Annotated in this window: 22 protein-coding genes and 1 pseudogene; 8 read left to right on the forward strand and 15 right to left on the reverse strand. The window is 72.8% G+C overall.

The features are described 5' to 3' along the window. Position 1: 1 nt before the first annotated feature. Genes folP through QM699_RS14650 form a run of 3 tightly spaced genes read right to left on the reverse strand, consistent with a single transcriptional unit; the run spans position 2 to position 2,592 of the window. Positions 2-1,015 carry a dihydropteroate synthase gene (gene folP, locus QM699_RS14640; RefSeq protein ID WP_415011820.1) on the reverse strand — a complete coding sequence of 338 codons (1,014 nt, stop codon included), beginning with the start codon at positions 1,013-1,015 and terminating at the stop codon, positions 2-4. Further along, positions 1,012-1,659 (reverse strand): HAD-IA family hydrolase, encoded by a 648-nt coding sequence (locus QM699_RS14645; RefSeq protein ID WP_415012763.1) that lies wholly within the window; start codon positions 1,657-1,659, stop codon positions 1,012-1,014. Before QM699_RS14645 ends, folP begins: the two co-directional genes overlap by 4 nt. A 21-nt stretch (positions 1,660-1,680) precedes the next feature. Then, positions 1,681-2,592: a dihydroneopterin aldolase gene (locus tag QM699_RS14650; RefSeq protein WP_415011821.1), complete on the reverse strand. Its 912-nt coding sequence runs from the start codon at positions 2,590-2,592 to the stop codon at positions 1,681-1,683. Between the two features lie 160 nt (positions 2,593-2,752). Here QM699_RS14650 and QM699_RS14655 point away from each other — a divergent pair, with 160 nt between their 5' ends. Then, positions 2,753-3,067: a muconolactone Delta-isomerase gene (locus QM699_RS14655; RefSeq protein ID WP_415011822.1), complete on the forward strand. Its 315-nt coding sequence runs from the start codon at positions 2,753-2,755 to the stop codon at positions 3,065-3,067. Between the two features lie 221 nt (positions 3,068-3,288). Here QM699_RS14655 and trxB read toward each other — a convergent pair whose 3' ends face one another. The 9 genes from trxB to QM699_RS14700 form a co-directional block, all read right to left on the reverse strand. Beyond that, on the reverse strand, positions 3,289-4,251 hold the full coding sequence (gene trxB, locus QM699_RS14660) for a thioredoxin-disulfide reductase (RefSeq protein ID WP_415011823.1): 963 nt from the start codon (positions 4,249-4,251) through the stop codon (positions 3,289-3,291). 77 nt (positions 4,252-4,328) lie between these two features. Next, on the reverse strand, positions 4,329-4,754 hold the full coding sequence (locus QM699_RS14665) for a hypothetical protein (RefSeq protein WP_415011824.1): 426 nt from the start codon (positions 4,752-4,754) through the stop codon (positions 4,329-4,331). After that, positions 4,726-6,501: a cyanophycinase gene (locus QM699_RS14670; protein ID WP_415011825.1), complete on the reverse strand. Its 1,776-nt coding sequence runs from the start codon at positions 6,499-6,501 to the stop codon at positions 4,726-4,728. The genes QM699_RS14665 and QM699_RS14670 overlap by 29 nt, the downstream gene beginning before the upstream one ends. A gap of 8 nt (positions 6,502-6,509) precedes the next feature. Then, positions 6,510-9,245 carry a cyanophycin synthetase gene (gene cphA / locus QM699_RS14675; protein WP_415011826.1) on the reverse strand — a complete coding sequence of 912 codons (2,736 nt, stop codon included), beginning with the start codon at positions 9,243-9,245 and terminating at the stop codon, positions 6,510-6,512. 113 nt (positions 9,246-9,358) lie between these two features. Beyond that, positions 9,359-10,837 carry a nucleobase:cation symporter-2 family protein gene (locus QM699_RS14680; protein WP_415011827.1) on the reverse strand — a complete coding sequence of 493 codons (1,479 nt, stop codon included), beginning with the start codon at positions 10,835-10,837 and terminating at the stop codon, positions 9,359-9,361. Between the two features lie 243 nt (positions 10,838-11,080). Beyond that, a complete protein-coding gene (locus tag QM699_RS14685) occupies positions 11,081-12,433 on the reverse strand; it encodes a nucleobase:cation symporter-2 family protein (RefSeq protein WP_415011828.1) in 1,353 nt (450 codons plus the stop codon). A gap of 98 nt (positions 12,434-12,531) precedes the next feature. Then, complete coding sequence (locus QM699_RS14690) at positions 12,532-12,894, reverse strand: 2Fe-2S iron-sulfur cluster-binding protein (protein ID WP_415011829.1); 363 nt, start codon at positions 12,892-12,894, stop codon at positions 12,532-12,534. Positions 12,895-13,299: 405 nt separating this feature from the next. Continuing rightward, positions 13,300-15,513, reverse strand: a complete 2,214-nt coding sequence (locus tag QM699_RS14695) for a TonB-dependent siderophore receptor (RefSeq protein ID WP_415011830.1) — start codon at positions 15,511-15,513, stop codon at positions 13,300-13,302. 311 nt (positions 15,514-15,824) lie between these two features. Next, entirely contained in the window at positions 15,825-16,238 is a 414-nt protein-coding gene (locus QM699_RS14700; RefSeq protein ID WP_415011831.1) for a hypothetical protein, read from the reverse strand. Positions 16,239-16,478: 240 nt separating this feature from the next. On the opposite strand from QM699_RS14700, the pseudogene QM699_RS14705 reads away from it, so the two are divergent. Continuing rightward, a pseudogene (locus tag QM699_RS14705) lies at positions 16,479-16,583 on the forward strand (succinylglutamate desuccinylase/aspartoacylase family protein); the annotation flags it as partial. Between the two features lie 337 nt (positions 16,584-16,920). Then, positions 16,921-17,445 (forward strand): succinylglutamate desuccinylase/aspartoacylase family protein, encoded by a 525-nt coding sequence (locus tag QM699_RS14710; RefSeq protein WP_415011832.1) that lies wholly within the window; start codon positions 16,921-16,923, stop codon positions 17,443-17,445. On the opposite strand, the gene QM699_RS14715 is transcribed toward QM699_RS14710, so the two are convergent. After that, the gene (locus QM699_RS14715; RefSeq protein ID WP_415011833.1) at positions 17,442-17,996 is read right to left on the reverse strand and encodes a methylated-DNA--[protein]-cysteine S-methyltransferase; all 555 of its coding nucleotides are present in this window, start codon (positions 17,994-17,996) and stop codon (positions 17,442-17,444) included. The genes QM699_RS14710 and QM699_RS14715 overlap by 4 nt on opposite strands. Before the next feature lie 182 nt (positions 17,997-18,178). On the opposite strand from QM699_RS14715, the gene rocF reads away from it, so the two are divergent. The 3 genes from rocF (at position 18,179) to trpS (ending at position 21,813) form a co-directional block, all read left to right on the forward strand. Further along, positions 18,179-19,219, forward strand: coding sequence for an arginase (gene rocF / locus QM699_RS14720; protein ID WP_415011834.1), 1,041 nt, complete (start codon positions 18,179-18,181; stop codon positions 19,217-19,219). Between the two features lie 10 nt (positions 19,220-19,229). After that, a complete protein-coding gene (gene rocD / locus QM699_RS14725; protein ID WP_415011835.1) occupies positions 19,230-20,429 on the forward strand; it encodes an ornithine--oxo-acid transaminase in 1,200 nt (399 codons plus the stop codon). A 355-nt stretch (positions 20,430-20,784) separates the two neighbouring features. Continuing rightward, positions 20,785-21,813 carry a tryptophan--tRNA ligase gene (gene trpS, locus QM699_RS14730; protein WP_415011836.1) on the forward strand — a complete coding sequence of 343 codons (1,029 nt, stop codon included), beginning with the start codon at positions 20,785-20,787 and terminating at the stop codon, positions 21,811-21,813. Positions 21,814-22,110: 297 nt separating this feature from the next. Here trpS and QM699_RS14735 read toward each other — a convergent pair whose 3' ends face one another. Together QM699_RS14735 and QM699_RS14740 are read right to left on the reverse strand one after the other, a co-directional pair. Next, a complete protein-coding gene (locus QM699_RS14735) occupies positions 22,111-23,022 on the reverse strand; it encodes a pseudouridine-5'-phosphate glycosidase (RefSeq protein WP_415012764.1) in 912 nt (303 codons plus the stop codon). Then, on the reverse strand, positions 23,022-23,903 hold the full coding sequence (locus QM699_RS14740) for a PfkB family carbohydrate kinase (protein WP_415011837.1): 882 nt from the start codon (positions 23,901-23,903) through the stop codon (positions 23,022-23,024). Before QM699_RS14740 ends, QM699_RS14735 begins: the two co-directional genes overlap by 1 nt. Before the next feature lie 204 nt (positions 23,904-24,107). On the opposite strand from QM699_RS14740, the gene QM699_RS14745 reads away from it, so the two are divergent. Then, positions 24,108-24,704: a GNAT family N-acetyltransferase gene (locus QM699_RS14745; protein WP_415011838.1), complete on the forward strand. Its 597-nt coding sequence runs from the start codon at positions 24,108-24,110 to the stop codon at positions 24,702-24,704. A 250-nt stretch (positions 24,705-24,954) separates the two neighbouring features. Further along, positions 24,955-25,533, forward strand: a complete 579-nt coding sequence (locus tag QM699_RS14750; RefSeq protein ID WP_415011839.1) for a 5-formyltetrahydrofolate cyclo-ligase — start codon at positions 24,955-24,957, stop codon at positions 25,531-25,533. The last annotated feature ends 97 nt before the right edge of the window (positions 25,534-25,630 follow it).

Below are 25,630 nucleotides of genomic sequence, written 5' to 3' on the forward strand. Positions count from 1 at the left end.
TCTACTCCTGGATCCCGTTCAGGGCGGACCAGAGGGCGACCGCCTGCCGGGTCTCTTTCACGTCATGCACTCGTAGCACCTGCGCCCCCTGGCGCAAAGCCTCGAGCGCCACCGCGACCGAGCCCGCCACCCGCTCCGCCGCGACGGGCACGTCGGCGATCGTGCCGATGAACCGCTTGCGCGACGCCCCGAACAGGATGCCGCAGCCGAGCCCGTGCAGCATCGAGAGCCCCCGGATCAGGGTCAGGTTGTGCGCGACGGTCTTGCCGAAGCCGATCCCCGGATCGACCAGGATCGCGCTCCGGCTGATCCCCGCGCCCTCCGCCGCCGCAACGCGCGCGGCGAGAAACCCCGCCACCTCGAGCAGCACGTCGCCATAGACCGGCGCCTCCTGCATCGTCCTCGGGTCGCCCTTCGCGTGCATCAGACAGACCGGACGCCCCGACGCCGCCGCCACCGCCAGCCCCTCCGGCGCGTGCCCGAGCGCCGCCACGTCGTTCCAGAGATCGGCTCCCGCCGCGAACGCCGCCACCGCCACCGCCGGGTTCCGCGTGTCGATCGAGATCGGCGCCGCGATCCCCGCCGCCCGCAGCGCGGCGATCACCGGCACCACCCGGTCCGCCTCCGCCTCCGGCGGCACCGGCTCGGCCCCCGGGCGGGTCGACTCGCCGCCGATGTCGAGGATGTCGGCCCCCTCCGCCAGCATCGCCCGCGCCCGTGCCACCGCGGCGTCGAGGGTCACATGCGCGCCACCGTCGGAAAAGCTGTCCGGGGTGACGTTGAGGATGCCCATGATCCGCGGCCGGTCGAGCGACAGCCCGGCGACCGCCGCCCGCGGCGCGGTCAGGAGAGCGCGCTCCGCCTCGGGCAGCTCCGACACGGACCGCAGCTCCGGCGCCCGGCCCGGCCGGTGCAGCGCAACGTCGGCAAACCAGAGCGGCCCGCCCGCGAGCGCCAGCGCGCCGGGCGGTCGCGGCCCGCCGCTGCGGGGCAGCGGCCGCCAGCGCGGCGTCATGCCGGGGCGCGCGTCGCTAGGAGCGCGTCGACGAGCCCCGGCAGCTCGGCGAAGTCCGAGAACGCCGCGACATGCGGCAGGTCCGCCACGTCCGCGAGGCGATACCCCTCGGTGTGCAGCAGGAACGGCACCTCGGCGCGGCGCGCCGTCTCGGCGTCGGTCTCGCTGTCGCCGACCATGACCGTCACGTCCCCCGCCAGCTGGTCGGCGGTGTGGAACAGCATGGCGGGGTCCGGCTTCAGCACCGCGAGGCTGTCGCCGCCGGTGAAGCCCGTGATCGGCGGCATCAGCTCGAGCTGGCGCAGCAGGTCGAGCGCCGGCCCGTTCGGCTTCTGGGTGCAGACCCCGAGCCCGTGCCCGGCGGCCGCGAGCGCGCCCAGCGCCGAATGCACGCCGTCATACACCACGGTCCCGGTCACCGGATCCGCCCCGTAAATTTCCCGGAACCGCGCCACATGCGGGTCGATCGGGCCCGGCACGCCCCCGGAGTGGCCGAGCAGGCTCTCGACCAGCCGCACCACCCCGTGCCCGACGAAGCCGCGCCCGGTGTCGAGATCGACCCCCGGCCGCCCCAGCTCGCCGAGCAGGGCGTTGCCCGCGCCGACCAGCGACGGGATCGAGTTCGAGAAGCGTGCCGTCGAGATCGAAGACGATCCGTGCCCGCCTCATGCCAGCGCCCCCGCCAGATCCGCCGGCCGCGCCACCCGGCCACCGGCCTCGACCACCGCCGCCGCGCCGAGCTCGGCCCCGAGCCACGCCGCAAGGCCGACCGGATCGTCGGGCCCGGGGGCGGGATGCTTCAGCGCCGCCGTCGTCATGTGCGCGGGCGCCCAGACGGTCAGCCGGCCCTGCTTGGCCGCCCAGTCGAGTTCCGTGCGCGTGGCCGCCACGTCAAAGCGAGGGTCGGCGCCGGCAAACGCCCAGGCCGCCTGCTCGATCGAGAGCAGCCCGATGCGCCGCTCGGCCTCGGTCCGCGCCGCCGCCTGCGGCTCGCGCGGCGCAAGCGCCACGACGACCGGCCGCCCGAGCGCCACCAGCGCGTCGCGCCACCCCGTCGCCGCGGGCCCCGAGGCCACCTCGGGCGAAAGGTAGACGATGACCGGATCGGCCGCGGCCGCCGCCGCGGGCGGCAGCACCGGGCGCAGGCGCGGCGCGGCGTCGGCGACCCGGGAGCGCACGATCTCGACGCCGAGCGTGCCCGGAATGCGGTCGAGCTTCTCGATCCGCACGAACACCCGCACCGCCCGCGCGTCGGCGAGGCAGCGCGCCGCCACCCGCTCGGCCAGCGTCTCGAGCAGGTTCACCCGCTCGGCGGCCAGCTCGGTCTCGATCGCCTCGGTGATGGTGTCGTAGGAGATCACCTTGTCCACGTCGTCATCCTCGGCGGCGGCGTGGTGCGACACCTCGAGCACGACGTTGAAGCGGATGCGCTGGGTGACGCCACGCTCGGAACGGAAGGCGCCGATCTCCACCTGCCGGGTGTAGTCGCGCACCGAGATCCGGTCGAGCGGCGGCCCGACGTGGGTGGCGCTGGCGCGCGCATGCGGCAGCTCGAACGCGATCGCGGTCTCGTCCATCGGCCTTCGAGCCCCCACGGCTTGCCCCGAGCCGGAAATAGCGCCCGCGCCCCTGTCCCGCAAGGCCGACGCCCTGCGACCTTCGGGGCCTTGCCACGCCCCGGGCCGCCGCTATCGTCACCTGACGCGCGCAAGACGCGGGCCCAAGGGGAGGACGGCGATGCTCTACCACCTGGAGTTCACGGTCGGCTACGGCGCCGACATGAGTCAGCAGGATCTCTTCGACATCTGGCAGGAGGAGGCCGGCGTCGCGATCGGCGCGAAGCAGGCCGGCGTCGTCGTCGACCTCTGGAAGGTGGTGGGCGAGCGGCGGGTGTTCGTGGTGATCGACATCGACTCGCCAAACACCCTCGACCAGATCCTGTTCGACCTGCCGATCATGAAGCGCATGGGCCAGCACGTCACGATCAAGACCACGCCGATCCGCCGCTACGAGGACTTCGCCGAGGACGTGAGCGCGCGGCTGAAGAAGTAGCCGCCCCCTTCGGTATTCATATAGGCAGAAACCCTATCGGGCAGTCGCAGGGGCCCCGCCCACAGGCGGGGAGAACGAAGACTCGCCGCGCCACAGCGCGGCTCCGGGTGACGGGCCGCAACGGCGGCCTGTCACGCAGCGCCGGACGAGCGGGAGCCCCAAGGGCTCCCCGAGGCCGGCGCTCCCCCCGGAACCTCCGGGCCGGCTTCCCCGGCAGTCGCTCAGAGCGCCGCCGCGGCGATCCCGTCGAGATACCGCTCCGCATCCAGCGCCGCCATGCAGCCGGAGCCGGCGCTCGTCACCGCCTGCCGATAGATGTGATCCTGCACGTCGCCCGCGGCGAACACTCCCGGAATGCTCGTCTGCGTCGCCCGCCCGTGCCGCCCGCCCTCGGTGACGACATAGCCGTTCTCCATCTCGAGCTGGTCGACGAAAAGGTCGGTGTTCGGCTTGTGGCCGATGGCGATGAACACGCCCTTCACCGCCAGATCCTCCGCCGCCCCGCCCGTCGTGTCGGCAAGCCGCACCCCGCTCACCCCGTCCTTGTCGCCCAGAACCTCGTCGACGGTGCGGTTCCACTTCAACGTGACCTTGCCCTCCGCCGCCTTCTGGAACAGCCGGTCGTGTAGGATCTTCTCGCCCCGCAGCGAGTCCCGCCGGTGCACCAGCGTCACGTGACTGGCGATGTTCGCGAGATAGAGCGCCTCCTCGACGGCGGTGTTGCCACCGCCGACCACCGCCACATCCTGCCCGCGGAAGAAGAACCCGTCGCACGTCGCACAGGCCGAGACGCCCTTGCCCATCATCGCCTGCTCCGAGGGCAGGCCGAGGTACTGCGCCGAGGCCCCCGTCGCGATGATGAGCGCATCGCAGGTGTAGCTGCCGTAGTCGCCCTCCAGCCGGAACGGCCGCTCGCCGAGGTGCGCCGCGGCGATGTGGTCGAAGACGTACTCCACCCCGAAGCGCTCGCCGTGCTTCTGGAAGCGCGCCATCAGCTCCGGCCCCTGCACGCCCTCGGCGTCCGCCGGCCAGTTGTCGACGTCGGTCGTGGTCATCAGCTGGCCGCCGTTCTCCAGCCCGGTGATGACCAGCGGCGCGAGGTTGGCCCGCGCGGCGTAGATCGCCGCCGAGTGCCCGGCGGGGCCGGAGCCGAGGATGATCAGGCGGACGTGGCGGGTGGTCATGCGATAGCCTCGTTCAATGGCCGCTCGGGGGCCGGTCGCCGGGCAACATAGTCATCCGCGGCCGCTCGGCAATCGTCCTATCCCGCGTCGTCCCGGGCGCATTCGAGATCAATGAGCGCCGTCCCCTCGGCCGGGGCGCGGACCTTGAGGCCGAAGCCGCGCGTCGGGCCCCCGGCCCGGACCGGCGGCGCGCCGTCCGCCTCGCGGGCCAGATCGTCGATCACCCGCGCGAGCAGCGCCGTCCCCGCCGGCGTCATCGCGCCCGCCACCGCGCCGGACGCCAGGTCGGCCGTGCCGCCGGGCGGCACCAGCGTCAGGCGCACCCCGGTCAGCACCAGACTGTCGCCCTGCAGCACCTGCGCCGCGGGATCGACCTCGACGAGGACGAAGCCGCGCCGCCCCGCGGACTCCAGCCGCGTCCCGCCGTGCGAGGCGAGCACGGCGCTGTCCTCGAAGATGCCGATGCCGTAGCGCTCACCCTCCTCGGCGCAGGCGACGACCAACCGACCGAGCCTGCGGCCGTCGAGCAGGTTCTGATCGACGATCGCCCCGCCGAGAAAACCGATGCCCTCCTGGATCACCAGTCCGCGGTGGCCGGTGTCCGACGACACGCCGTAGCGCACCGCGTCCCAGGTCGTGCCGCCGGCGATCATCACGCCCGAGAGCGCCGAGGCCGCGCCGCTCGCCGCGACCAGCGGCGCGCCGCGGGCGTGGGCGTGCGCGATGGCGCGCAGCACCGCGCTTTCCTCGCCCCGGTGCAGCAGCGTCTCGACCAGCCGGATTCTGGTTGCCGCCGCAGAGCAGGATCCCGCGCAGGCCGGCGATCATCTCCAGCAGCTCGCCGTCCTGCGCGGCATAGTCCACCGTGTCGATGGTGACGCCGAGGTCGACCGAGTCGATGCCGTGGCGGGCCAGCATGTCCATGTGATCGCGGGCCGTCGTCCGCGGCTCGGCCGAGGCGGCCGCCAGCACCCCGACCGGCCCGCGCCCGAACAGCGGCAGCACCGGCGTCAGCATCGCGTCGGCGTTGCGCAGGGGCGAGGAGCCGAGCAGCACCAGCCGCGCCTCCGGGCTCGGCGTCATGCCGGGCGTCCGCGCCGGCCGGCCGACCCGCTGCGCGAGGCGCGTCGCGGTCAGCTGCCGCCGCTCGATGCCGCAGCGGAAGTCGAGCGCGGTCATGCGCAGCCCGGTCTCGGGCGTCGCGATCAGGCCGCGCGATCGCCGCCGCTGGCGCTTCATCTCCACCGTGACGCACATGCCGGAGCGCGCGTCGAACGCCTCCGCCGTCTCGCTCGCATAGACGGCGGTGTCGGCCAGCACGAGCCGCGCCATCAGGTCGTAGAGCGTGTAGGCGCCGAAGGCGTTGCGGCTGGAGCGCACGGGCGCGCGATAGGCGACCTCGCGCGCCCGGACCCGGCGCTTGCCCGGGCCCGGCACCGGCTTGAAGCCGGTGAGATCGAGGCTGTCGCCGTCGTCGAGATACGAGATGCGGAACGGCGGCAGAGCGCCCGCGTCCGCCGGCCCGGGCCGCCCCCCCATGTCGACGACGACGACGCCGTATTCGCCGCAGACCCGCGCCGTCTCGCCCTCGACGAGCAGCGCGGTGTTCTCGTCGACGCCGAAGCCGCGGCGCACGCCCGCGCCCTCCATGGCGACGACGAGCCGGCCAAGCCGGCCGCGCTTGATGAAGTGCTGGTCGACGATGCCGTGGGGAAAGAAGCCGAGACCGTCGCCGACCAGCAGGCCCGGCCGCTCCGGATCGGTGACGAGGCCGTGGATCACCGACTCGATCGAGGTTCCGCCGAGGATCATCGGATGCGACATCATCGCGGCGCCGGCGGACGAGCCGGCGACGAGCCCGCCCGCCGCCTGCGCCGCGCGGATCGCCGCGAGCACGGGCGTCTCCACGCCGCCGGGCGCCAGCGTCGCGACGATCTTCGCCTGGTCGCCGCCGGTGAAATAGACGCTGCCGACCGCGCGCACCTGCGCGGCGACCGCGGGGTCGCCCGCGAGATGCGCCGCCTCGGCGGTCAGCGGCGACGCCTCGGCCGCGAAGCCGTGACTCAGGAACACCTGCACCGTCTCCGCCGCCACGGCCTCGGGCTCGCCGGAGGCCGTGGCGAAGACGAGAATGCGCCCGCCCGACAGCCGGTGCATCTCGGCATAGACAGCCGCGTTGGTGTCCTCGAGACGGCCGCCGATGACCGCGAGCCGGTTCCCCGGGGTTGGCTGGGTCGCCTTCTTCGCCATCCGCCGGCTCAGCCGGCCGGCACGATGCGCACGCCGCGCTCGTCGCTCTCGATCCGCCAGCCCTCGGGCACGTCGAACCCCTGTGCCGCCACCCGCGCCGCCGGCGCGACCGGCGCGGGCTTCTCCGCCGGGTGGAAGTAGATGATCTGCTTCCACGACCGGGTGATCCCCTCGCAGAAGATCAGCACCAGGTCGTTCGGCCGCGCGCGCCCCAGCGCCATGTCGACCGATTCGGTCTCGGATGGCGCGAGCTCGATGGCGTCGGGCTCGACGCCGCGGGCGATCAGCTCGGCCTTCAGCATCCGCGGCACCTCGTCCGGCGCGCGGCCGCGCGCGTCGTCGTCGGAATGGCAGAGGTACGTGTCGAAGTGGCCGGCGACCTTGGCGGCGATCGCCGCCACGTCCTCGTCGCGCCGGTCGCCCGGGCAGGTCACGCAGACGATGCGCTTGCCCAGCGGGGCCAGCCGCTCCACCAGGTCGACCATCGCGCCCACCGCCGCCTCGTTGTGGCCATAGTCGAGGATGACGCGGAACCCGTGCTCGTCGAAGATGTTCATCCGGCCCGGCGACTGGAAGAACGAGTTGTCGAAGGTGCGCAGGCCGGTGCGGATCTGGTCGGGCGGCACGCCGAGAGAAAAGGTCATCGCGGCGGTGAACATCGCGTTCTCGACGTTGTGCAGCGCCTTGCCCTCCACCGTCGCCGGGATCAGGTGGGTCCAGATCAGCGGGATGTGGGCGCCGTTGTCGTAGATCACGATCTGGTCGCCGTTCAGTCCCTGCTCCAGCACCACCGCGCGGCAGCCGAGGCGGATGTGCTCGCGCACGAGCGGGTGGTCGGGGTTCTTCGTCACCCAGCAGAGGTTCGGCGCCGTGACGCTCGCCGCCATCTTCAGCGTCTGCAGGTCGTCGGCGTTCAGCACCGCGGTGTCGCGCGCCACCTCGACCACCAGCCGCTTCACCTCGGCCAGCCCCTCCACCGTGTCGACGCCGCCGAGCCCGAGATGGTCGGAGGTGACGTTCAGCACCGCCCCCACGTCGCAGTAGTCGTAGCCGAGCCCGGCGCGGACGATGCCGCCCCGCGCGGTCTCCAGCACCGCCATGTCGATCAGCGGATCGCGCAGCACCATCTGCGCCGACTTCGGGCCGGTCATGTCGCCCTTCACCGTGACGTTGCCGTCGATGTAGACCGCATCCGTCGAGGTCTGGCCGACGACGTGGCCGGCCATCTTCAGCACGTGTGCCAGCATCCGCGCGGTGGTGGTCTTGCCGTTGGTGCCGGTCAGCGCCGCGATCGGGATGCGCGCGGGCGAGCCGGCGGGAAACAGCATGTCCATCACCGCGCCGCCGACGTCGCGACCGCGGCCCTCGGACGGCGAAATGTGCATCCGCATCCCGGGGCCGGCGTTGATCTCGCAGATCGCGCCGCCGGTGTCGCGATAGCTCTCGCTGATGTCGGTGGTGAGAAAGTCGACGCCGCCGATGTCGAGGCCGACGGCGCGGATCGCCCGCTCGGCCATGCGGCGGTTGTCGGGGTGGATGACGTCGGTCACGTCGATCGCCGTGCCGCCGGTCGACAGGTTCGCGGTCTTGCGCAGATAGACGACCTCGCCCGCCGGCGGGACGCTCGCGCCGTCGTATCCCTTGCCGGCGAGCTGGCGCTCGGCCTCGTCGTCGAGCTCGATCCGGGTCAGCATGTTCTCGTGCCCGGCGCCGCGGCGCGGATCGGCGTTCACGATCTCGACCAGTTCGGCGATGGTGTGGCGGCCGTCGCCGACCACGTGCCCCGGCACCCGGCGGGCCGCGGCGACCAGCGTGCCGTCGATGACGAGCAGCCGGTGGTCGTCGCCCGCGATCATGCTCTCGACCACCACGCCCGATCCCTCGACCAGCGCCCGCTCATAGGCGTCCGCCACCGCCTCGTCGCTCGCGAGGTTGACCGCGACGCCGCGTCCGTGGTTGCCGTCCACCGGCTTCACCACCACCGGATAGCCGATCGAGAGCGCGGCATCGACCGCGTCCTCGGCGTCGCGCACGTGGATCTGCCGCGGCACCGGCAGGCCGAGGTCGGAGAGCAGCCGGATGCAGAGCTCCTTGTCGCCGGCGATCTCCACGGCGGTGTGCGATGTCTGGCTCGTCAGCGCCGCCTCGATGCGCTTCTGGTACTTGCCCTGCCCCACCTGGATCAGGCTGGCGTCATTCAGCCGCAGCCACGGGATGCCGCGCGCCTCGGCCGCGCGCACCAGCGCCAGCGCCGACGGCCCGAGCGCGCGCCGCTCGGCATAGTACTCGAAATCGTCGACCACCTCGGCGAGGTCCAGCGGATCCTCCTCCCGCGGCGCGATCAGCTCGAGGATCAGCGTGCGCGCCACCTCGCCGGCCTCGACGCCCACGTCCTCGGATTCGTAGCCATAGAGCACCTGGACATGCTCCTCGTCGGCGCCCGGGCGGGTCAGCGCGAGGTCTGCCGGCGCACCCGCCCGGTTCTGCAGCGCCACCGCCACCTGCGCCATCAGCTCGCCCAGGTCGCAGTCGGCCGAGCGCAGCCGCTCGCCGAACGGGATGCCGAATTCGGTGGGCGCGGTGGCGAGGCCGGGAAGATAGCGCAGCAGCGGGTCGACGAGGGCGCTGCCATAGTCGGCGACAGGCCTGCCGGCGCGGCGATGGAGGTCGACGGTCAACCGGATCAGCGGCCGCTTGGCATAGACGTTCGGTCCGACATAGACCCCCGTCGATACGATCTCCATCCGGCACTGCCCCGCTGCTCGACCCACGCGAAAATCCTATCGCGGTGCAGCAGGCACGGAAAGGGGCAAGGCACGGGACAACGCCCGCGCCTTGCCTGAGGTCGGCAGCGGCCTCAGTGCTCTCCGCCCGCCATCGCCGCCTCGCGCAGCTCCGCCTCGGTGGCCCCGGCGCCGTTGAACACGACGTTCAGGAACACCGCGCCGATCGACGCGAGGATGATGCCGGAGTCGATCAGCGGATGGATCACGTGCGGCAGCCACATCTTGAAGTCCGGCGCGACCAGCGGGATCATCCCGAGACCGACCGAGATCGCCACCACGAACAGGTTGTTGCGGCTGGTGGTGAAGTCGACCCGGCCGAGGATGCGCACGCCGGTCGCCGCCACCATGCCGAACATGACGAGCCCCGCGCCACCCAGCACCACCGTCGGCAGCGCCTCGACGAGCGCGCCCATCTTGGGGATGAGCCCGAGCACCACCATGATCGCGCCGCCCGCCACGCAGACATAGCGCGAGCGGATGCCCGTCACCCCGACGAGCCCGACGTTCTGGCTGAACGAGGTGTAGGGGAAGGTGTTGAAGATGCCGCCGATTATCGTGCCGAGACCGTCCATGCGCAGGCCCGCCGACAGCGCCGGCTGGGTCAGCTTCTTGCCGGTGATGTCGGACAGCGCCAGGAACATGCCGGTCGACTCGATCAGCGTCACGATCATCACCAGGACCATGGTGGCGATCAGCACCGGGTCGAAGATCGGCACGCCGAAGTGGAACGGCCGGATCGGCGCGAACCACGCGGCGGAGGCGACCTTCTCGAAGTGCATCATGCCGAGCGCCGCGGCGATGACCCCGCCGACCACGATCCCGAGCAGCACGGCGATATTGGAGAGGAACCCCTTGGCAAAGCGGGCGAAGCCGATGACGATGGCGAGCACCACGAGCGACAGGACGATGTTCGTCACCGGCGCATACGCCGGGTTCGGCAGCGACGGTGCGAGCTTCAGCCCTGCCGGCGCCGGCGGAACCGCATCGCCCGCGGCCTTCGCCGCCTCGAGCCAGGCGGTGTTCGCCGGATCGACGATCATCGGCGCGGTCGAGGGCACGGCGGGATTGCCGAAGATCGAGCTGATGCCGATGCGCATCAGCGAGATGCCGATGACGAGGATGATCGTTCCCGTCACCACCGGCGGGAAGAAGCGCAGCATGCGGCTGGCCACCGGCGCGAGCAGGATGCCGACGAAGCCGGCGCCGATGATCGAGCCGAAGATCATCCGCGCGCCGTCGACGCCCGGATGCGTGGCGGCGATCGACAGCATCGGGCCGACCGAGGCGAAGGTGACGCCCATCATCACCGGCATCCGCACGCCGAACCACGGCGTGGCGCCGAGCGACTGCAGGATCGACACGATGCCGCAGCAGAACAGGTCGGCGGAGATCAGGAAGGCGACGTCCTCGGGCGCCAGCTGCAGCGCCCGCCCGACGATGAGCGGCACGGCGATGGCGCCGGCATACATGACGAGGACATGCTGCAGGCCGAGCGCGAACAGCTTCGGCACGGGCAGCATCTCGTCGACGGAGTGGGTGGCGTTGTCCATGCGCGGGCTCTCTCCAGAATGCTGACAACCCGAAAGCCGCGACCGGGGGGCAGGATGCCGGCGTCCGGAGCGTGGTTTCGTAAACAGATCGTGAAGGGCCGGGGTGCCCCTGTCCATACCGGCATCCACGAAGCAGCTTCGGGATTCCGCGTAAAGCCGAGGCAATTGGCAGCGGCTGCCGACTTGTTGTGCAATTGCGAAGGCCGGTTGCAGGCTGCACCGGCCTCCCTGCGCCGATCGGGGTCAGTGGGCGTGCCCCGCCCCGACCTCTTCCCAGCCGTTGTAGACCAGGTTCAGGATCACCGCCGTCACCGCGGCCAGCAGGATCCCGGAGTGCAGCAGCGGCGAGAGCACGTGCGGCATCCGGTCGAAGAACTTGTCCGACAGCTCCGGGATCAGGCCCATGCCAATGCTGATCGCCACGACGTAGAGGTTGTGCCGCTTCGCGCCGTGGAAATCGACGCTGTGCAGGATGCGGATGCCGGTGGCCGCGACCATGCCGAACATCACGATGCCCGCGCCGCCGAGCACGAACTGCGGCACCGAGGCGACGAGCAGCGCGAGCTTCGGCATCAGCGCCAGCACCAGCATGATGGTGCCGCCGGCGACAGTGACGTACCGGCTGCGCACGCCGGTGACGCCGACGAGGCCGACGTTCTGGCTGAACGAGGTGTGCGGGAAGGTGTTGAAGATGCCGCCGATCAGCGTGCCGAGGCCGTCGACGCGCAGGCCGCGCGACAGATCCTCCTGGGTGATCGGCCGCCCGGTCAGCTCACCGAGCGCGAGGAACATGCCCATCGACTCGATCATCACCACGATCATCACCACGCACATGGTGGCGATGGCCACGGCGTCGAAGACCGGCGCGCCGAACATGAACGGATAGATCGGCGCGGCCCACGGCGCGGCCGAGATGCCGGCGAAGCTCACCTGTCCGAGGGCGAGCGCGATCAGGAAGCCGATGACGAGGCCGGCGAGCACCGACACGTTGGCGAGAAAGCCCCGGGCGAAGCGGGTGATGAGCACGATCGAGGCCAGCACGACCAGCGACACGCCGAGATAGAGCGGCGCGCCGAAGTTCGGGTTGCCGACGCCGCCGCCGGCCCAGTTGGCCGCGACGCGGAGCAGCGACAGGCCGATGACCGAGATGATGACGCCGGTCACGACCGGCGGGAACATCGGCAGCAGGCGGCTGATGAACGGCGCGACGAAGATGCCGAAGACGCCGGCGGCGATCACCGCGCCGAAGATCCCGTTGATGCCGAGGGCGGGGTTCGCGCCCATCGCCAGCATCGGGCCGACGGCGGCGAAGGTCACGCCCATCATCACCGGCAGGCGGATGCCGAACTTCCAGATGCCGAGCGACTGGATCAGCGTCACGATGCCGGCCGCGAGCAGGTCGGAGTTGATGAGCAGCGCCACCTGATCCTTCGGCAGCTTCAGCGCGCCGCCGATGATGAGCGGCACCGCGACCGCGCCGGCGTACATCACCAGCACGTGCTGGAGCCCGAGGACGGTGAGCTGGCCCGCCGGGAGCACCTCGTCCACCGGGTGAACGGCGGGTGTCGGGATGTCGTCGAGGTCGGTCGTCATCATGCCGCTGGCCCTCCCCTGGCCGCTCGCCGGCTCGCCTGAGCCGCGAGTGAGGAGAGACATGCCGTCTTTGCGGGCCGCTTGAGAAGACGGGGCGGGCGCTAAGCACCTTCGCGGATCGGCATGCAATCCGTGCAGGTCAGATTCTGCTTCTCCGGCATGCGGACGACGAGGCCGTCGAGCGCGTCCGTCACCTTGAGCTGACAGGTGAGGCGGCTTTTCTCCGGGTCCGGCTGCCAGGCGAAGTCGAGCATGTCCTCCTCCATCGCCTCCTTCGCCGGCAGGCGGTCGATCCAGGCGGGATCGACGTAGACATGGCAGGTGGAGCAGGCACAGGCGCCGCCGCAGTCGGCCTCGATCCCGGGGATGCCGTTGTCCCGCGCGCCTTCCATCACGGTCAGGCCGGTCGGCACCTCGACCTCATGGGGCGTGCCGTTGAACTCGATGTAGGTGATCTTCGCCATGTGCGCCCGCGTCCTGCTGTCGGCCGGGTATCTAGTGCGTCCGCGGCAGGCGATCCATCCCCGATTTCGGAGGAGCCATGAACGACCGAAGCGTGCGCCGTGCACGCGCGAGTCCCGCCGCGACAAGCGAACGCATGCGTTCGCCGCGCCGACGGCGGGGAGCGCGGGGACCGCGCGGAGGCCGTCAGGGGTGGAGATTTCTGCGGAAGCGCGCCAATCCGTCCGTGGCTGCCCCGGCGGGCGCGGCAACGCGCCTGCCCCCCGTCACGCCGGAGGCGTGCCTGCGGCACGACGGGGCAGACGCGGACGGATTTGTCGACGGACAGATCCGTCTTTCGGCACCGTCTCGAGCAACGGTCGGCCGGCGCGCTTCCACCGCGCAGCCCGCCCTCAGGCAGCCCGCCCTCAGAACGTGTGCCGCAGCGTCAGCGACACCGTCCGCGGGTCGCCGTAGAAGTTGCCGCCCCAGCTGGCATCCACGCTGCTGAGGTAGAGCCGGTCGAACACGTTGTCGACATTCACCTGCAGCGCGGTCGCGTCGGAGAAGGCGTAGCGGGCCATGGCGTCGACCACGGCATAGCCGCCGGAGTGCGCCCGCATCGCCTCGCCGGTGTCGACGTTCGTCCCCGCCGACCAGGTGTCGCTCTGCGCCCGGATCGCGCCGCCGACCGTGAGCCCCGCGAGCGGGCCGGACAGCGCATAGGTCGTGCCGATCTTGCCGAGGTGGCGGGGCACCAGGTCGGCGTTGTAGCGCAACCCTTCGTTCGGCCCGGCCGCATAGGCGGAATAGGCGTAGGTGTAGCTCGCCGACAGGTTCCACGCCGGCGTGATCGCGCCGTCGAGCACGATCTCGGCGCCGCGCGTCGAGATCCGCTCGGCCGGCTTGTAGCAGCCGATGTCCGGCCGCAGGCACTGGTCCTGCGGCAGCGCCTCGGGCAGGCCGTCGAGCTCCGAGTCAAACAGCGCCAGCGAGACGTCGAGCCCGCCGTCGAGCAGCGCCGCCTTCACCCCCAGCTCGAGGTTCGACCCGGTGGCGGGGGCGAGCTGGTGCAGGTCGGCGTCCGTCTCCGACTGCGGCCGGAAGGTCTGGGCATAGCTGGCGTAGAGCGTTACGGTGTCGGCGACGTCGTAGGTGACGCCGATGTAGGGGATCGGCTCGGCAGCGACGCTGAATTCGGTGCTGCCGGTCCATCCGGTGGCCGGGTCGCCGTAGGTGTCGGAAAAGCTGTACCACGCAAGGCGCGCGCCGGCGATGACGTGGACGGCGGGCGTGATCTCGAAGCGGCCGGAGGCGAAGATGCCGGACTGGATGGTGCGGTCGTCGGTGGCCCAGCCGACGATGCCGTCGCGCGCCGGCTCGGCGAGGTCCCAGGTGAACGGCCGCGTCGGATCGGCGATGGTGAAGGCGTAGAAGGTGTCGCCGTCCATGCCGGTGTCGACCTGCGCCCAGTCGGCGCCGAAGGCGAGCTGGTGGGTGCGCCCGAACAGCTGCACCTCGCCGGTGGCGGTGGCGCCGACCGCCATGCTGTCCTCGTAGCCGTCGGCGTAGTAGCCGCTGTGGCCCAGGGTCTCCGGCGCCGTCCAGTAGGTGATGCCGGCAAACCGCACCCGGTCACTGTGCGCGAGGCGCCCGGCGAGCCGCAGGGTCCAGTCGCTCTCGGTGCGATGGGTGAGATCGACATAGGCGACGCGCTGCTTGCGGGTCAGGAAGGCCCAGTCCGTCGACGGGTTGTCGGTGGCGGTGAAGTCGTAGAACGACCCGTCCGGCCGGGTCCAGAATCCGCCCCAGGCATAGCCGTCGATCCGGTCGTCGGTATAGCTGAAGCCGAGGCCGAGCGTCGTGCGCTCGGTGAGGTCCGCGTCAAGCGCGACATAGCCGAGGCCGGTCCGCTGCGACTTCGCATCCACCACGTCGTCGCCGGTCAGGCCGTAGGCGATCGCCCGGCCGCGCACCGTGCCGTCGGTGTTGAGCGGCCGCGACACGTCGAGGGTGGCGCTGGCCTGGCCATGGTCCCAGCCGGTCAGGCTGACGCTGGTGGCCGGGTCGACGAGCGGGCGCTTGCGCACGAGGTTGACCGACGCCGACGGCTCGCCCGGCCCCTCGGTCAGGCCGGCGGCGCCGCGCACCACCTCGATGTGGTCGATCACCACCATGTCGGCGGGCGCCGCCTCCTGCCCCCACCAGGCGACGGGCAGCGTGAGGCCGTCGTACTGCAGGTTCACCACCCTGCCGCCACGGGCATAGAAGTCCCAGCGCGCATCCCCGTAGGCGGTGGCCGCGACGAGGCCGGGCGTCTGGTTGATGGTGTCCTTCAGGATCACGTCGCCGCGGTCGAGCATCCGCTGCTGGGTGACGATCGAGACCGACTGCGGCGTCTGGCGCGGGGTCAGGGCGAGGCCGGTCGCGGTCTGGGTCGGCGCGTTCGAGGTGTAGAGGCCGGTGCCTTCGGTCGCCGTGCCCTGCCCTTCGACGGTGATGGTGTCGAGCACCAGCGCGGGGTCGTCCGTCGCCTCGCTCTGGCCGAGCGCCGGCCCCGCGAGGCCGGCACAGCCGACCGCCGCGCCGGCAAGGAATTGCGACAGGCGCCGCCGGCGTGGGCGGGCAGTGAATGCGGCCATGGGATCCCCCCGGATCATGTCGTCCGGCTGGCCGCGCATCGCGCATCTTGCTGGCAGGAAGTGTCGGTACGCGCGCCCCGGGCATTCCGCGGCGCCTGCACACGCAAGCGTGATCGCCGGTCCCCGTCAAGTGGACGGCACGACAGGCCCGGCCGGGTGTGGCGGAACCGCGTCAGTCGCCGGCTCCGAGCGCGCCGGCGTCGGAGGCTGTGCGGAAAGTCGGCGGCGAAGGGCGGGCGAGAGATTTTCGAGATCCCGGCCGAAGGATCGGGGTGCCAGGGAACCGTCCCTCCGGGTCCTCGGACAGGCCCTCAGGTGCCGACGTCGGGGCCGGGGCACTCGAGCGGCACCCGGTCGACGCCCGCGAGGTCGATCACCAGCGATCCGGCCGGCGCCCCGTCGCTGCCCGAGACCAGCCGCACCGAGATGCCGGTCGGGCCGGCCTCGAAGCTCCAGCATTCGCGGCCGGCGCCGACGCCATAGCTGAAGCAGACGTCGTCCCCCTCCGGCCACCAGCGGCCCTCGGCGCAGCTGCCGTCGGGATATTGCCAGAGGCTGCGCCGGCCGGGGAAATACTGCTCGGCACCGAACGGCGCACCGTCGCGGGCGACGAAACGCAGCGTCCGGCCCTCGGCCATCGCCTCGAAGGACGAGGGCCCCAGCGGCGCGGCGCCGGCCGGCAGCGCGAGGGCGAGAACGGAGAGCATGGCGAGCAGGCGGCGCATGTGGCAGAGCTAGCGCGCGGCGCGGCGGAAAACCATCCTCGCCGGGCGCTGCGGTCGCGGGGAGGCAACATCATGGCAGCCGGGCACGGCTTCGTCCCGAATGCGCGGCGCGAGACGATCGCGCTGCCGCAAGCGTCGCTCGGCACGGCGCGCCACGTCGAGGTGCTGCGCTTCGGCACGCCCGGCGCCCGGCCGAAGGTATACCTGCAGGCCGGTCTCCATGCCGACGAGCTGCCCGGGATGCTGGTGCTGCGCCGGCTGGCGGAGCACCTGTCCGCGGCGGAGGTGACGGGCGAGGTGGTCGTGGTGCCGATCGCCAATCCGATCGGGCTCGCCCAGCAGGTCCAGGGCTACCTTCGCGGCCGGGTCGAGTCCGGCGCCTCCGCCAACTTCAATCGCGGCTACTCCGATCTGGCGCCAGCGGCGGGCGACGCGGTGGCCGGGCGGCTCGGGGCCGACGCCAGCGCGAACGTCGCGGCGATCCGCGCGGCAATGGCGGCCGCGCTCGCGGCACGCGCACCGACCTCGGAGCTCGACGTCCTGCGCGGCGCCCTGCTCGGGCTGGCGCTCGACGCCGACATCGTGCTCGATCTGCACGCCGACAACGAGGCCGAGGTGCATCTCTACACCGGCACGCCCCTCTGGCCGGACGCGGCGGATTCTGGCGGGAGAGCTCGGCGCCGTGGCCGTGCTGCTTGCCGAGGTGTCGGGCGGCAACCCGTTCGACGAAGCCCTGAGCGGCCCGTGGTGGGCGCTGGCCCGGCGGTTCCCCGGCGCCGCGATCCCGCCCGCCTGCCTCGCGGTGACGATCGAGCTGCGCTCGAACAACGCGGTCGACGCCGACCTCGCGGAGCGCGACGCCGCGGCGCTGCTGCGCTTTCTCGTGCGGCGCGGGGCGGTGGCGGGCGAGGCCGGCCCGCCGCCCGCGTCGGTCGCGGCAACCCCGCTCGACGCGATGAGCCAGGTGATCGCCCCCGCGGCGGGCCTCGTCGTCTACCGGGCGCCCCTCGGCGCCGTGGTTGCCCGGGGCAACGTGGTGGCCGAGATCGTCGACCCGCTCGGCGAAACAGTGCCGGTGCGGGCGCGCACGGCCGGCGTGCTCTTTGCCCGCCACGACCAGCCGATCGCGTGGCCGGGCAAGGTGATCGGCAAGATCGCCGGCACCGAGCCGCTGCCCGAGCGCACCGGGCCGCTGCTCACCGACTAGAACGAGAACGCCGCCTGCGCCGCGGTCGCGCCGACGGCGACCCCCTCGAGCGCCAGCATCCGCCGCTTGGTCTCCGCCCCGCCGGGGGCCGAGAAGCCGCCGAGGCGGTTGCCGGCGGCGAGGACCCGGTGGCACGGCACGAGGAGCGGGACCGGGTTTGCCCCCAACGCCCGGCCGACCTCGCGCGCCGCCTCCGGGCCCGCCCCGAGGCTCGCCGCGAGCGCGCCGTAGGTGGTCGTCTCGCCCCAGCCGAGGCCGCGGACGGCGGCGTACACCCGGCCAAAGAACGGCTCGCGGGCGCGGAGGACGAGCGGCACGGCGGAAAAATCCTGCCGCTCTCCGTCGAAATACCGCCCGATCGCGCCGACGAGCGCGCGGATGTCGGCCGGCGGGTCGGCGAGCAGGCCGGCCGGAGCGGCGCGGTTGCGGCGCCGGATCGCGACCGCTGCCGCATCGGCGTGACGCTCGGGAAGGCACAGGCCGGCAACCCCGGCCGCCTCCCAGAGGAGGCCGCAGAACCCGGCCGGTGTCTCGAACACATGCGCGTACATCGCCCGACGATGCGGCGCCCCGCGTCACGCACGCAACCCGGATCTCGCGGTTTCGCCCGCCCGCAGCGGGCCGCGGCGGGCCGTGGCAGCGGGGGCCGGATCGAATTGCCCTGTTCCTCGCTGCGGCGCACCTCTATCCTCGGTTGCATCCCACCGTTGCCAGTGCCCCGGAGATTCCGCCCGTGCTCGACTCCCGCCCCGCCGCGCTCGCCCCGAAGGCCGCCGGGCCCGGATCCGTCAGCCCCGAAACCGTCGGGCCCGAAGCCGCCGGGATCACCGGCCTCGACATCGAGATCCTCGGGCTGCCGCAGGAGCTTGGCGCCGCCTCGCGCGGCACGCTGATGGGGCCGGACGCGCTGCGCACCGCCGGCCTCGCCCGGGCGCTCGCCGAGCTCGGCCACCGCGTCAGCGACCACGGCAACCTGCACGACGCCCCGCCCGCCGACGTGGCGATGGACCCCGACGCCGCCGCCCGCTGCCGCTTCCTGCCGGAAATCTCCGGCTGGATCCGCGAGATCCACGGCCGCGCGCACGCCATGGCCGCCCGCGGCGGCGTGCCGATCTTCCTCGGCGGCGACCACGCGATCTCGATGGGCACGGTGAGCGCCGTGGCCCGGCACTGCGCCGCGACCGGCCGCGAGCTGGCCGTGCTCTGGGTCGACGCGCATCCCGACTACAACGTCCCCGCCACCTCGCCGAGCGGCAACCTGCACGGCATGTCGCTCGCCTTCCTTGCCGGCGAGCCGGTGCTCGCCCCGATCCTCGACCGGCCGGTCGACCCGGTGGCGCACGCGAACCTCCACGTCTTCGGCGCGCGCTCGATCGACCCGGGCGAGCGGGCGCGGCTCCGGGCCCACGGCGTCGATGTCGTCGACATGCGCCAGATCGACGAGCGCGGCGTCGCGGCGCTGATGGCCGAGCGCATCGCCCGCTGGCAGGAAAAGGGCGTCTGGCTGCACGTCAGCTTCGACGTCGACTTCCTCGACCCCGAGGTCGCGCCCGGCACCGGCACCGTCGTGCCCGGCGGCGCCACCTACCGCGAGGCGCATCTCGTCATGGAGATGCTGTCCGACGCGGGGCTGGTCGGCTCGCTCGACGTGGTGGAGCTGAACCCGTTCCTCGACACCCGCGGCCGCACCGCGCTCGCCGCCACCGAGCTGGTCGCGAGCCTGTTCGGCCGGCGCGTGCTCGACCGCAAGCCCGGCGCCACCTCGGCCGCCTGAGGACATGGACATGCTCGACACCCCCGGCCTCATCGCCTTGGAGAGCCGCCTCGGCGCGGCGAACTACAGGCCGCTCGACGTGGTGCTGACCGAGGGCAAGGGCGTCTGGCTGACCGACATCGAGGGCAACCGCTACCTCGACTGCCTCTCGGCGTACTCGGCGGTGAACCAGGGCCACTGCCACCCGAAGATCCTCGCGTCCATGGTCGAGCAGGCGCAGAAGCTGACGCTGACCAGCCGCGCCTTCCGCAACGACCAGCTCGGGCGGTTCTACGAGGAGCTGGCGGCGCTGACGAACTCGCAGAAGGTGCTGCCGATGAACTCCGGCGCCGAGGCGGTGGAGACGGCGGTCAAGGCGGTGCGCAAGTGGGGCTACGAGGTCAAGGGCGTGCCGGAGGGGCAGGCCGAGATCATCGTCTGCGCCGGCAACTTCCACGGCCGCACCCTCGGCGTCGTGTCGTTCTCGACCGACCCCGACGCCCGCGGCGGGTTCGGCCCGTTCGTGCCCGGCTTCGTCGTCGTGCCGTTCGGCGACGCCGACGCGCTCGCGGCCGCCGTGACCCCGAACACCGTCGCCGTCCTCGCCGAGCCGATCCAGGGCGAGGCGGGCGTCATCCTGCCGCCCGCCGGCTACTTCGCCCGCGTGCGCGAGATCTGCACCGCGAACCGCGTCACACTGATCCTCGACGAGATCCAGACCGGGCTCGGCCGCACCGGCAAGCTGCTCGCCGAGGAACACGAGGGCATCGTCGCCGACGTGACGCTGGTCGGCAAGGCGCTCGGCGGCGGCTTCTACCCGGTCTCCGCCGTGCTCGCGACCTCCGACGTGCTCGGCGTGCTCCAGCCCGGCCAGCACGGCTCGACCTTCGGCGGCAACCCGCTGGCCTGCGCCGTGGCGCGCGCCGCGCTGCGCGTCATCGTCGAGGAGGGGCTGGTCGAGCGCTCCGCCGAGCTCGGCGCCTACTTCCTCGACGGTCTGAGGGCGATCCGCTCGAACCGGGTGGCCGAAGTCCGCGGCCGGGGCCTGATGCTCGCCGTCGAGCTGCACGCCGACGCCGGCCCGGCCCGCCCGGTGGTCGAGGCGCTGCGCGGCGAGGGCATCCTCGCCAAGGAGACGCACGGCCAGACCATCCGCCTGTCGCCGCCGCTGGTGATCGAGCGCGCGGAAATCGACTGGGCGCTGGAACGCCTCGCGCGCGTGCTGCACTGAGCGCCAGCAAGGCCGGGGAAGAGCCCCGGCCGCCCACGACTTGAGACGGTCGCGCCAGACGGATTTGGCGGGTGACAAATCCGTCCGCGTCACCCCTGCGGGGGGCAGGCGCGTTGCCGCGCCAGCCGGGGCAGCCACGGCCGGATTGGTGCTCTCCCGCAGAAATCTCCACCCCTGACGGCTTCCGCGCGGTCCCCGCGCTCCTGCCGTCGCCCCGGCGAACGCAGTGCGTTCGCTTGTCGGGGCAATCACTCGCGGGCAAGCCCGCTTCGGTCGCGCCCTTCCCCGCCCCCGGAGTTGACGCCGGCCCGGCGCGGCGGCATTAACGCGCACCCTGAGTATCGGAGCCAGTCCCATGGCCGAAGCAAGCTTCGCCCCCCGCGTGTTTTCCGGCATCCAGCCGTCGGGCAACCTGACGCTTGGCAACTATCTCGGCGCGCTGCGGCGCTGGGTGGAGATGCAGGATTCCGGCGTGCCGACGCTCTACTGCGTCGTCGACATGCACGCGATCACCGTGTGGCAGGATCCGGTCAAGCTGCGCAACGCCATCCGCGAGGTCGCCTCGGCCTTCCTCGCCATCGGCCTCGATCCGGCGCGCTCGATCCTCTTCAACCAGAGCCAGGTCTCAGGCCACGCGGAAATGGCCTGGATCTTCAACTGCGTCGCGCGCATCGGCTGGATGTACCGGATGACCCAGTTCAAGGACAAGACGGCGGGCAAGAACGCCGAGAACTCCTCGCTCGGGCTCCTCGCCTATCCGAGCCTGATGGCCGCCGACATCCTGCTCTACCACGCCACGCACGTTCCCGTAGGCGAGGACCAGAAGCAGCACATCGAGCTGACCCGCGACATCGCCATGAAGTTCAATCACGACTACGGCGTCGACTTCTTCCCCGTCACCGAGCCGGTGATCGAGGGCGTGGCGACCAAGGTGATGAGCCTGCGCGACGGCACGAAGAAGATGTCGAAGTCCGACCCATCGGACATGAGCCGGATCAACCTGACCGACGACGCCGACACGATCGCGGCGAAGATCCGCAAGGCCCGCACCGACCCGGAGCCGTTGCCGGAGACGGCGGCGGGGCTGGCCGGGCGGGCGGAGGCGGCGAACCTCGTCAACATCTACGCCGCCCTCGCCGGCACCAGCGCCGACGCGGTGGTGGCGGAGTACGCCGGCCAGCCGTTCTCCGTGTTCAAGCCGGCACTCGCCGACCTCGCGGTGGCCCACCTCGGGCCGATCACCACGCGGATGCAGGGCTACATGGCCGACCCGGCCGAGATCGACCGCATCCTCGGCGCGGGCGCCGACAAGGCCGACGAGATCGCCGCGCCGATCCTCGCCCGCACGAAGGAGATCGTCGGTTTCGTGTCGAGCCGGGGGTAACGCCGCGCACCGGCCGGGCAGCCGCCCGGCCAGTCGCCTCCCGAGACGCCGACGCCAGACGGATTCGTCCGTCGACAAATCCAGCCGCGACTGCCCTTTTCGGAGGGCAGTCGCGCACACGCGACCGCCGGGGCAGCCACGTCTGGATCGGCACCCTGCCGCAGAATTCTCGGCCCCTGACGGCCTCCGCGCTCCCCGCCGTTGGCGCGGCGAAGGCAGTGCGCTCGCTTGTCGCGCCCCGTGACTCATGGGCGCGAGCACCCGCCTCCGTCGCCGTCCGCCTGCCCCTCGGGCCGCCTACCCCTTCGCCAGCTCCACCGCGATCCGGGCCGCGAGGCGGGCATTGTTGCGCACCAGCGCGATGTTCGCCGCCAGCGCCCGCCCCTCGGTCGCCCGGCCGATCTCGGCCAGCAGGAACGGCGTCACCGCCTTCGCGGCCACCCCCTCGGCCTCGGCCCGCGCAAGAGCCGCGGCGATGTGCGGCGCCATCTCGGCGGCCGGGATCTCCGCCTCGACCGGGATCGGGTTCGCGACGAGCTGCCCGCCCGGCAGCCCGAGCCACCCCCGCATCCGGTGCGCCCGCGCGATCGCGCCCGGGTCGTCGAGGCGCAGCGGCGCGGGCAGCCCGCTGTCGCGCGACCAGAACGCGGGCAGCGCGTCCTGCCCCACAGCGATCACCGGCACGCCCAGCGTCTCCAGCACCTCCAGCGTCTTCGCGAGGTCGAGGATCGCCTTGGCGCCGCTCGCCACCACCGTCACCGGCGTTGCCGCCAGTTCCGACAGGTCGGCCGACACGTCGAAGCTCGTCTCCGCACCGCGGTGCACGCCGCCGATGCCGCCGGTGGCGAACACCTCGATCCCGGCCAGCCGCGCGCAGATCATCGTCGCGGCCACCGTCGTCGCCCCGGTCCACCCCTCGGCCAGCGCCACCGCCAGATCGGCCCGCGACAGCTTGCGCACGTCCGGCGCGGCCGCCAGCGCCTCCAGCGCGTCCGCATCCAGCCCGACGCGGATCCGCCCGCCCGAAACCGCGATCGTGGCGGGCACCGCGCCGGCGGCGCGGACCTCCGCCTCCACGGCGCGGGCCGTCTCGAGGTTCTGCGGGAACGGCATCCCGTGGGTGATGATGGTCGATTCGAGCGCCACCACCGGGGCGCCGGAGGCGCGGGCGGCGGCAACGTCGGCGGAAAAGGCGAGAGGGGGCGCGATCATCGGTCGGAGGCTCCGGCTGGGGCAGCTCCCGCGATGTGCCGGGCCGCGGCCGCGAGCGCAAGGCCAAGCGCCGGCCCGGCCGCCAGCCCGTCGGCCCGCGCCGCCAGATGGCGCGCCACGAAGCGGTCGCCGGCGCCCGTCACGCCGCCGGCGGCAGCGGGCGGCATCGCGCTGACCACCCCGTCGGCATCCGCGACGCTCGCGGCGGCGGCCCCATCGGTGACGGCAGCGCTCGCCGCGCCCAGCCGCAGCAACGCGAGGGCCGCCGTGGCGCTGTCGGCCAGCGCCTGCCCGGCCAGCGCCTCGGCCTCGGCCCGGTTGACGTAGAGCGCCACCGGCCGCCGCCCCAGCAGCGGCCCGAGCCGCGCCGCCTTCTCCGGGCTCGCCGGCACCAGCACCAGCGCCGCGGCCGCGAGCCCCGGGTGCCCGGCGGCGCCCGCCAGCACCGCCGCCGGCAGGTTGCCGTCCAGCACCACCGTCCCGCCCCACGGCAGCGCCAGCGCGTCGAGCCCGGCGAGCAGCCCCGCGCCCGCCCGCTCCAGTCCGGCACAGTCCGCCACCGCGGCGTGGAGCGCGCCGTCCGCCGTCTCGATCGCCACGTAGGCGTCGGTCGTCCCCTGCCGCAGCAGCCCGCGTTCGCCGATCCCGGCCGCCGCGATCGCCGCGGCCAGCGCCTCGCCCGCATGATCCCGACCGACGGCGGCGACCAGTTCCACCGGCTGACCCGCCGCGGCGAGCCCGGCCGCGAGGTTCAGCGCCACGCCGCCCGGCCGGCGCTCCACCCGTCCCGGCACGTCCGCACCGCGCCCGAGCGCCGCCGCCGCCCGGGCAACCACGTCCCAGTGCGCCGCGCCGATGACGAGGAAGGGTGCCCGCATCCGGCTCCTCCGGGAACAGCCGCAGGGCGGCCCGCGTCGCCGGCACCGCCCCGGCCGGCAGCGGCCGGGATTCACGCCCGCGCCGCGCATTCCCGCTTATCCCAACGGCCGGTTTCAGGCAAACTGCCGGCGCAGGTCAGCCCCGGGCACCCCCCATATTACGCCCGTGCCGGCGCAACCAAGGCCAGACAAGGGAGGCCAGCCATGGCACCAGAGATGGCAAAGTCCGATTCCGTCACGATCCGCCCGGCGCGGCGCCCCGATGCCCCCGACCTCGCCCGGCTCGGCGACATGGCGGGGCACGGCCTGCCGTCGTTCCTCTGGCGCCGCTCCGCCGCCCCCGGGCAGGACCCGATGGAGATCGGCATCGCCCGCGCCAGCCGCGACAACTCCGGCTTCTCCTGGACCAACGCCACGGTGGCCGAGATCGACGGCCGCGTCGCCGCCGCGCTCGTCACCTGTCCGATCGGCGACACGCCCGAGCCCCTCGACGGCCTCGGCCCGATCGTCGCCACCCTGCAGGCGCTGGAGAACCGCGCGCTCGGCAGCCAGTACGTCAACGTCCTTGCGGTCTACCCCGAGTTCCGCCGCCGCGGCCTCGGCCGGCGCCTGCTCGCGGAGGCCGCCCGCCTCGCCGGGCCGCGCCGGCTCAGCCTGATCGTCGAGGACGCCAACGCCAACGCCCGCCGCCTCTACGAATCGTTCGGCTTCCGCGTCGCCGACGAGGCACCGATGGCCAAGGAGGACTGGCAGACCGACGGCACCACCTGGATCCTGATGGAACGCCCCGCCGGCGCCTGAAGCCCCCCATCCCGCACCGCCGGGGACTTCCAAACCGGCCGCACCGGCACTACATTGACAGGCGGCGGGTTCTAGCCTTCCCGTGAGGGGCCCAAATCCTAGTGGCCTTACATATTCTTGAGGGAGCCGGCTCTGTGACTGGCCCTGGCCTATCGCATCTGGTGCCCACCTGGTTAGCCAGGCTCTCAAGGATTGCACGCCTCCACGGTCGCGCCGGGCCCGCCGCTCTGCCTGCCATCGGATCACCGGCTTGACGCCGCTGCCGGACGCGAAGCGCGCCGCGCGCGCGGAGGCGCTCGCTGTCCGCGCCCGGGCGCATGACGGTGGCATCGGCGCGGCGCGGCGGGCCGCCGGTCACGCGCTCGAGGCGCTCGGCGGCACGGCCGGGCCGGGGCGGACCATCGCGGCCTATCTCGCGATCCGCAGCGAAATCGACGCCATGCCGCTGATGCTGACCCTCGCCGGCCTCGGGGCGCAGGTGGCGCTGCCGGTCATCCCCGGCCGCGGCCAGCCGCTGGCGTTCCGCGCCTGGCGTCCCGGCGCGGCGATGGCGGACGGACCGTTCGGCACCTCGGTGCCGCGCGACGGCGCCGAGGTGGAGCCGGACGTGCTGATCGTGCCGATGCTGGCCTTCGACGCCCGCTGCCACCGGCTGGGCTACGGCGGCGGCTTCTACGATCGCACGATCGCCGGGCTGCGCGCCCGCGGACCAGTGCTCGCCCTCGGCCTCGCCTACGCCGCGCAGCAGCTCCCGCTGCTGCCGGTCGAGGCGACCGACATGCAGCTCGATGCCGTGGCGACCGAGGCCGGGGTGATCCGTCCGGAGTGAAGGCCAGCCGCCGGCGCAACCGGGTCGGTGCCTCGGCTCGTCACACCCCGCTTCGGTCGCTTGCCTTGCGATTCCGCCTCGCGGCTTGCCGGCAGCG

It is taken from the genome of Amaricoccus sp. (genome assembly GCF_047602525.1).
GTDB lineage: Bacteria > Pseudomonadota > Alphaproteobacteria > Rhodobacterales > Rhodobacteraceae > Amaricoccus.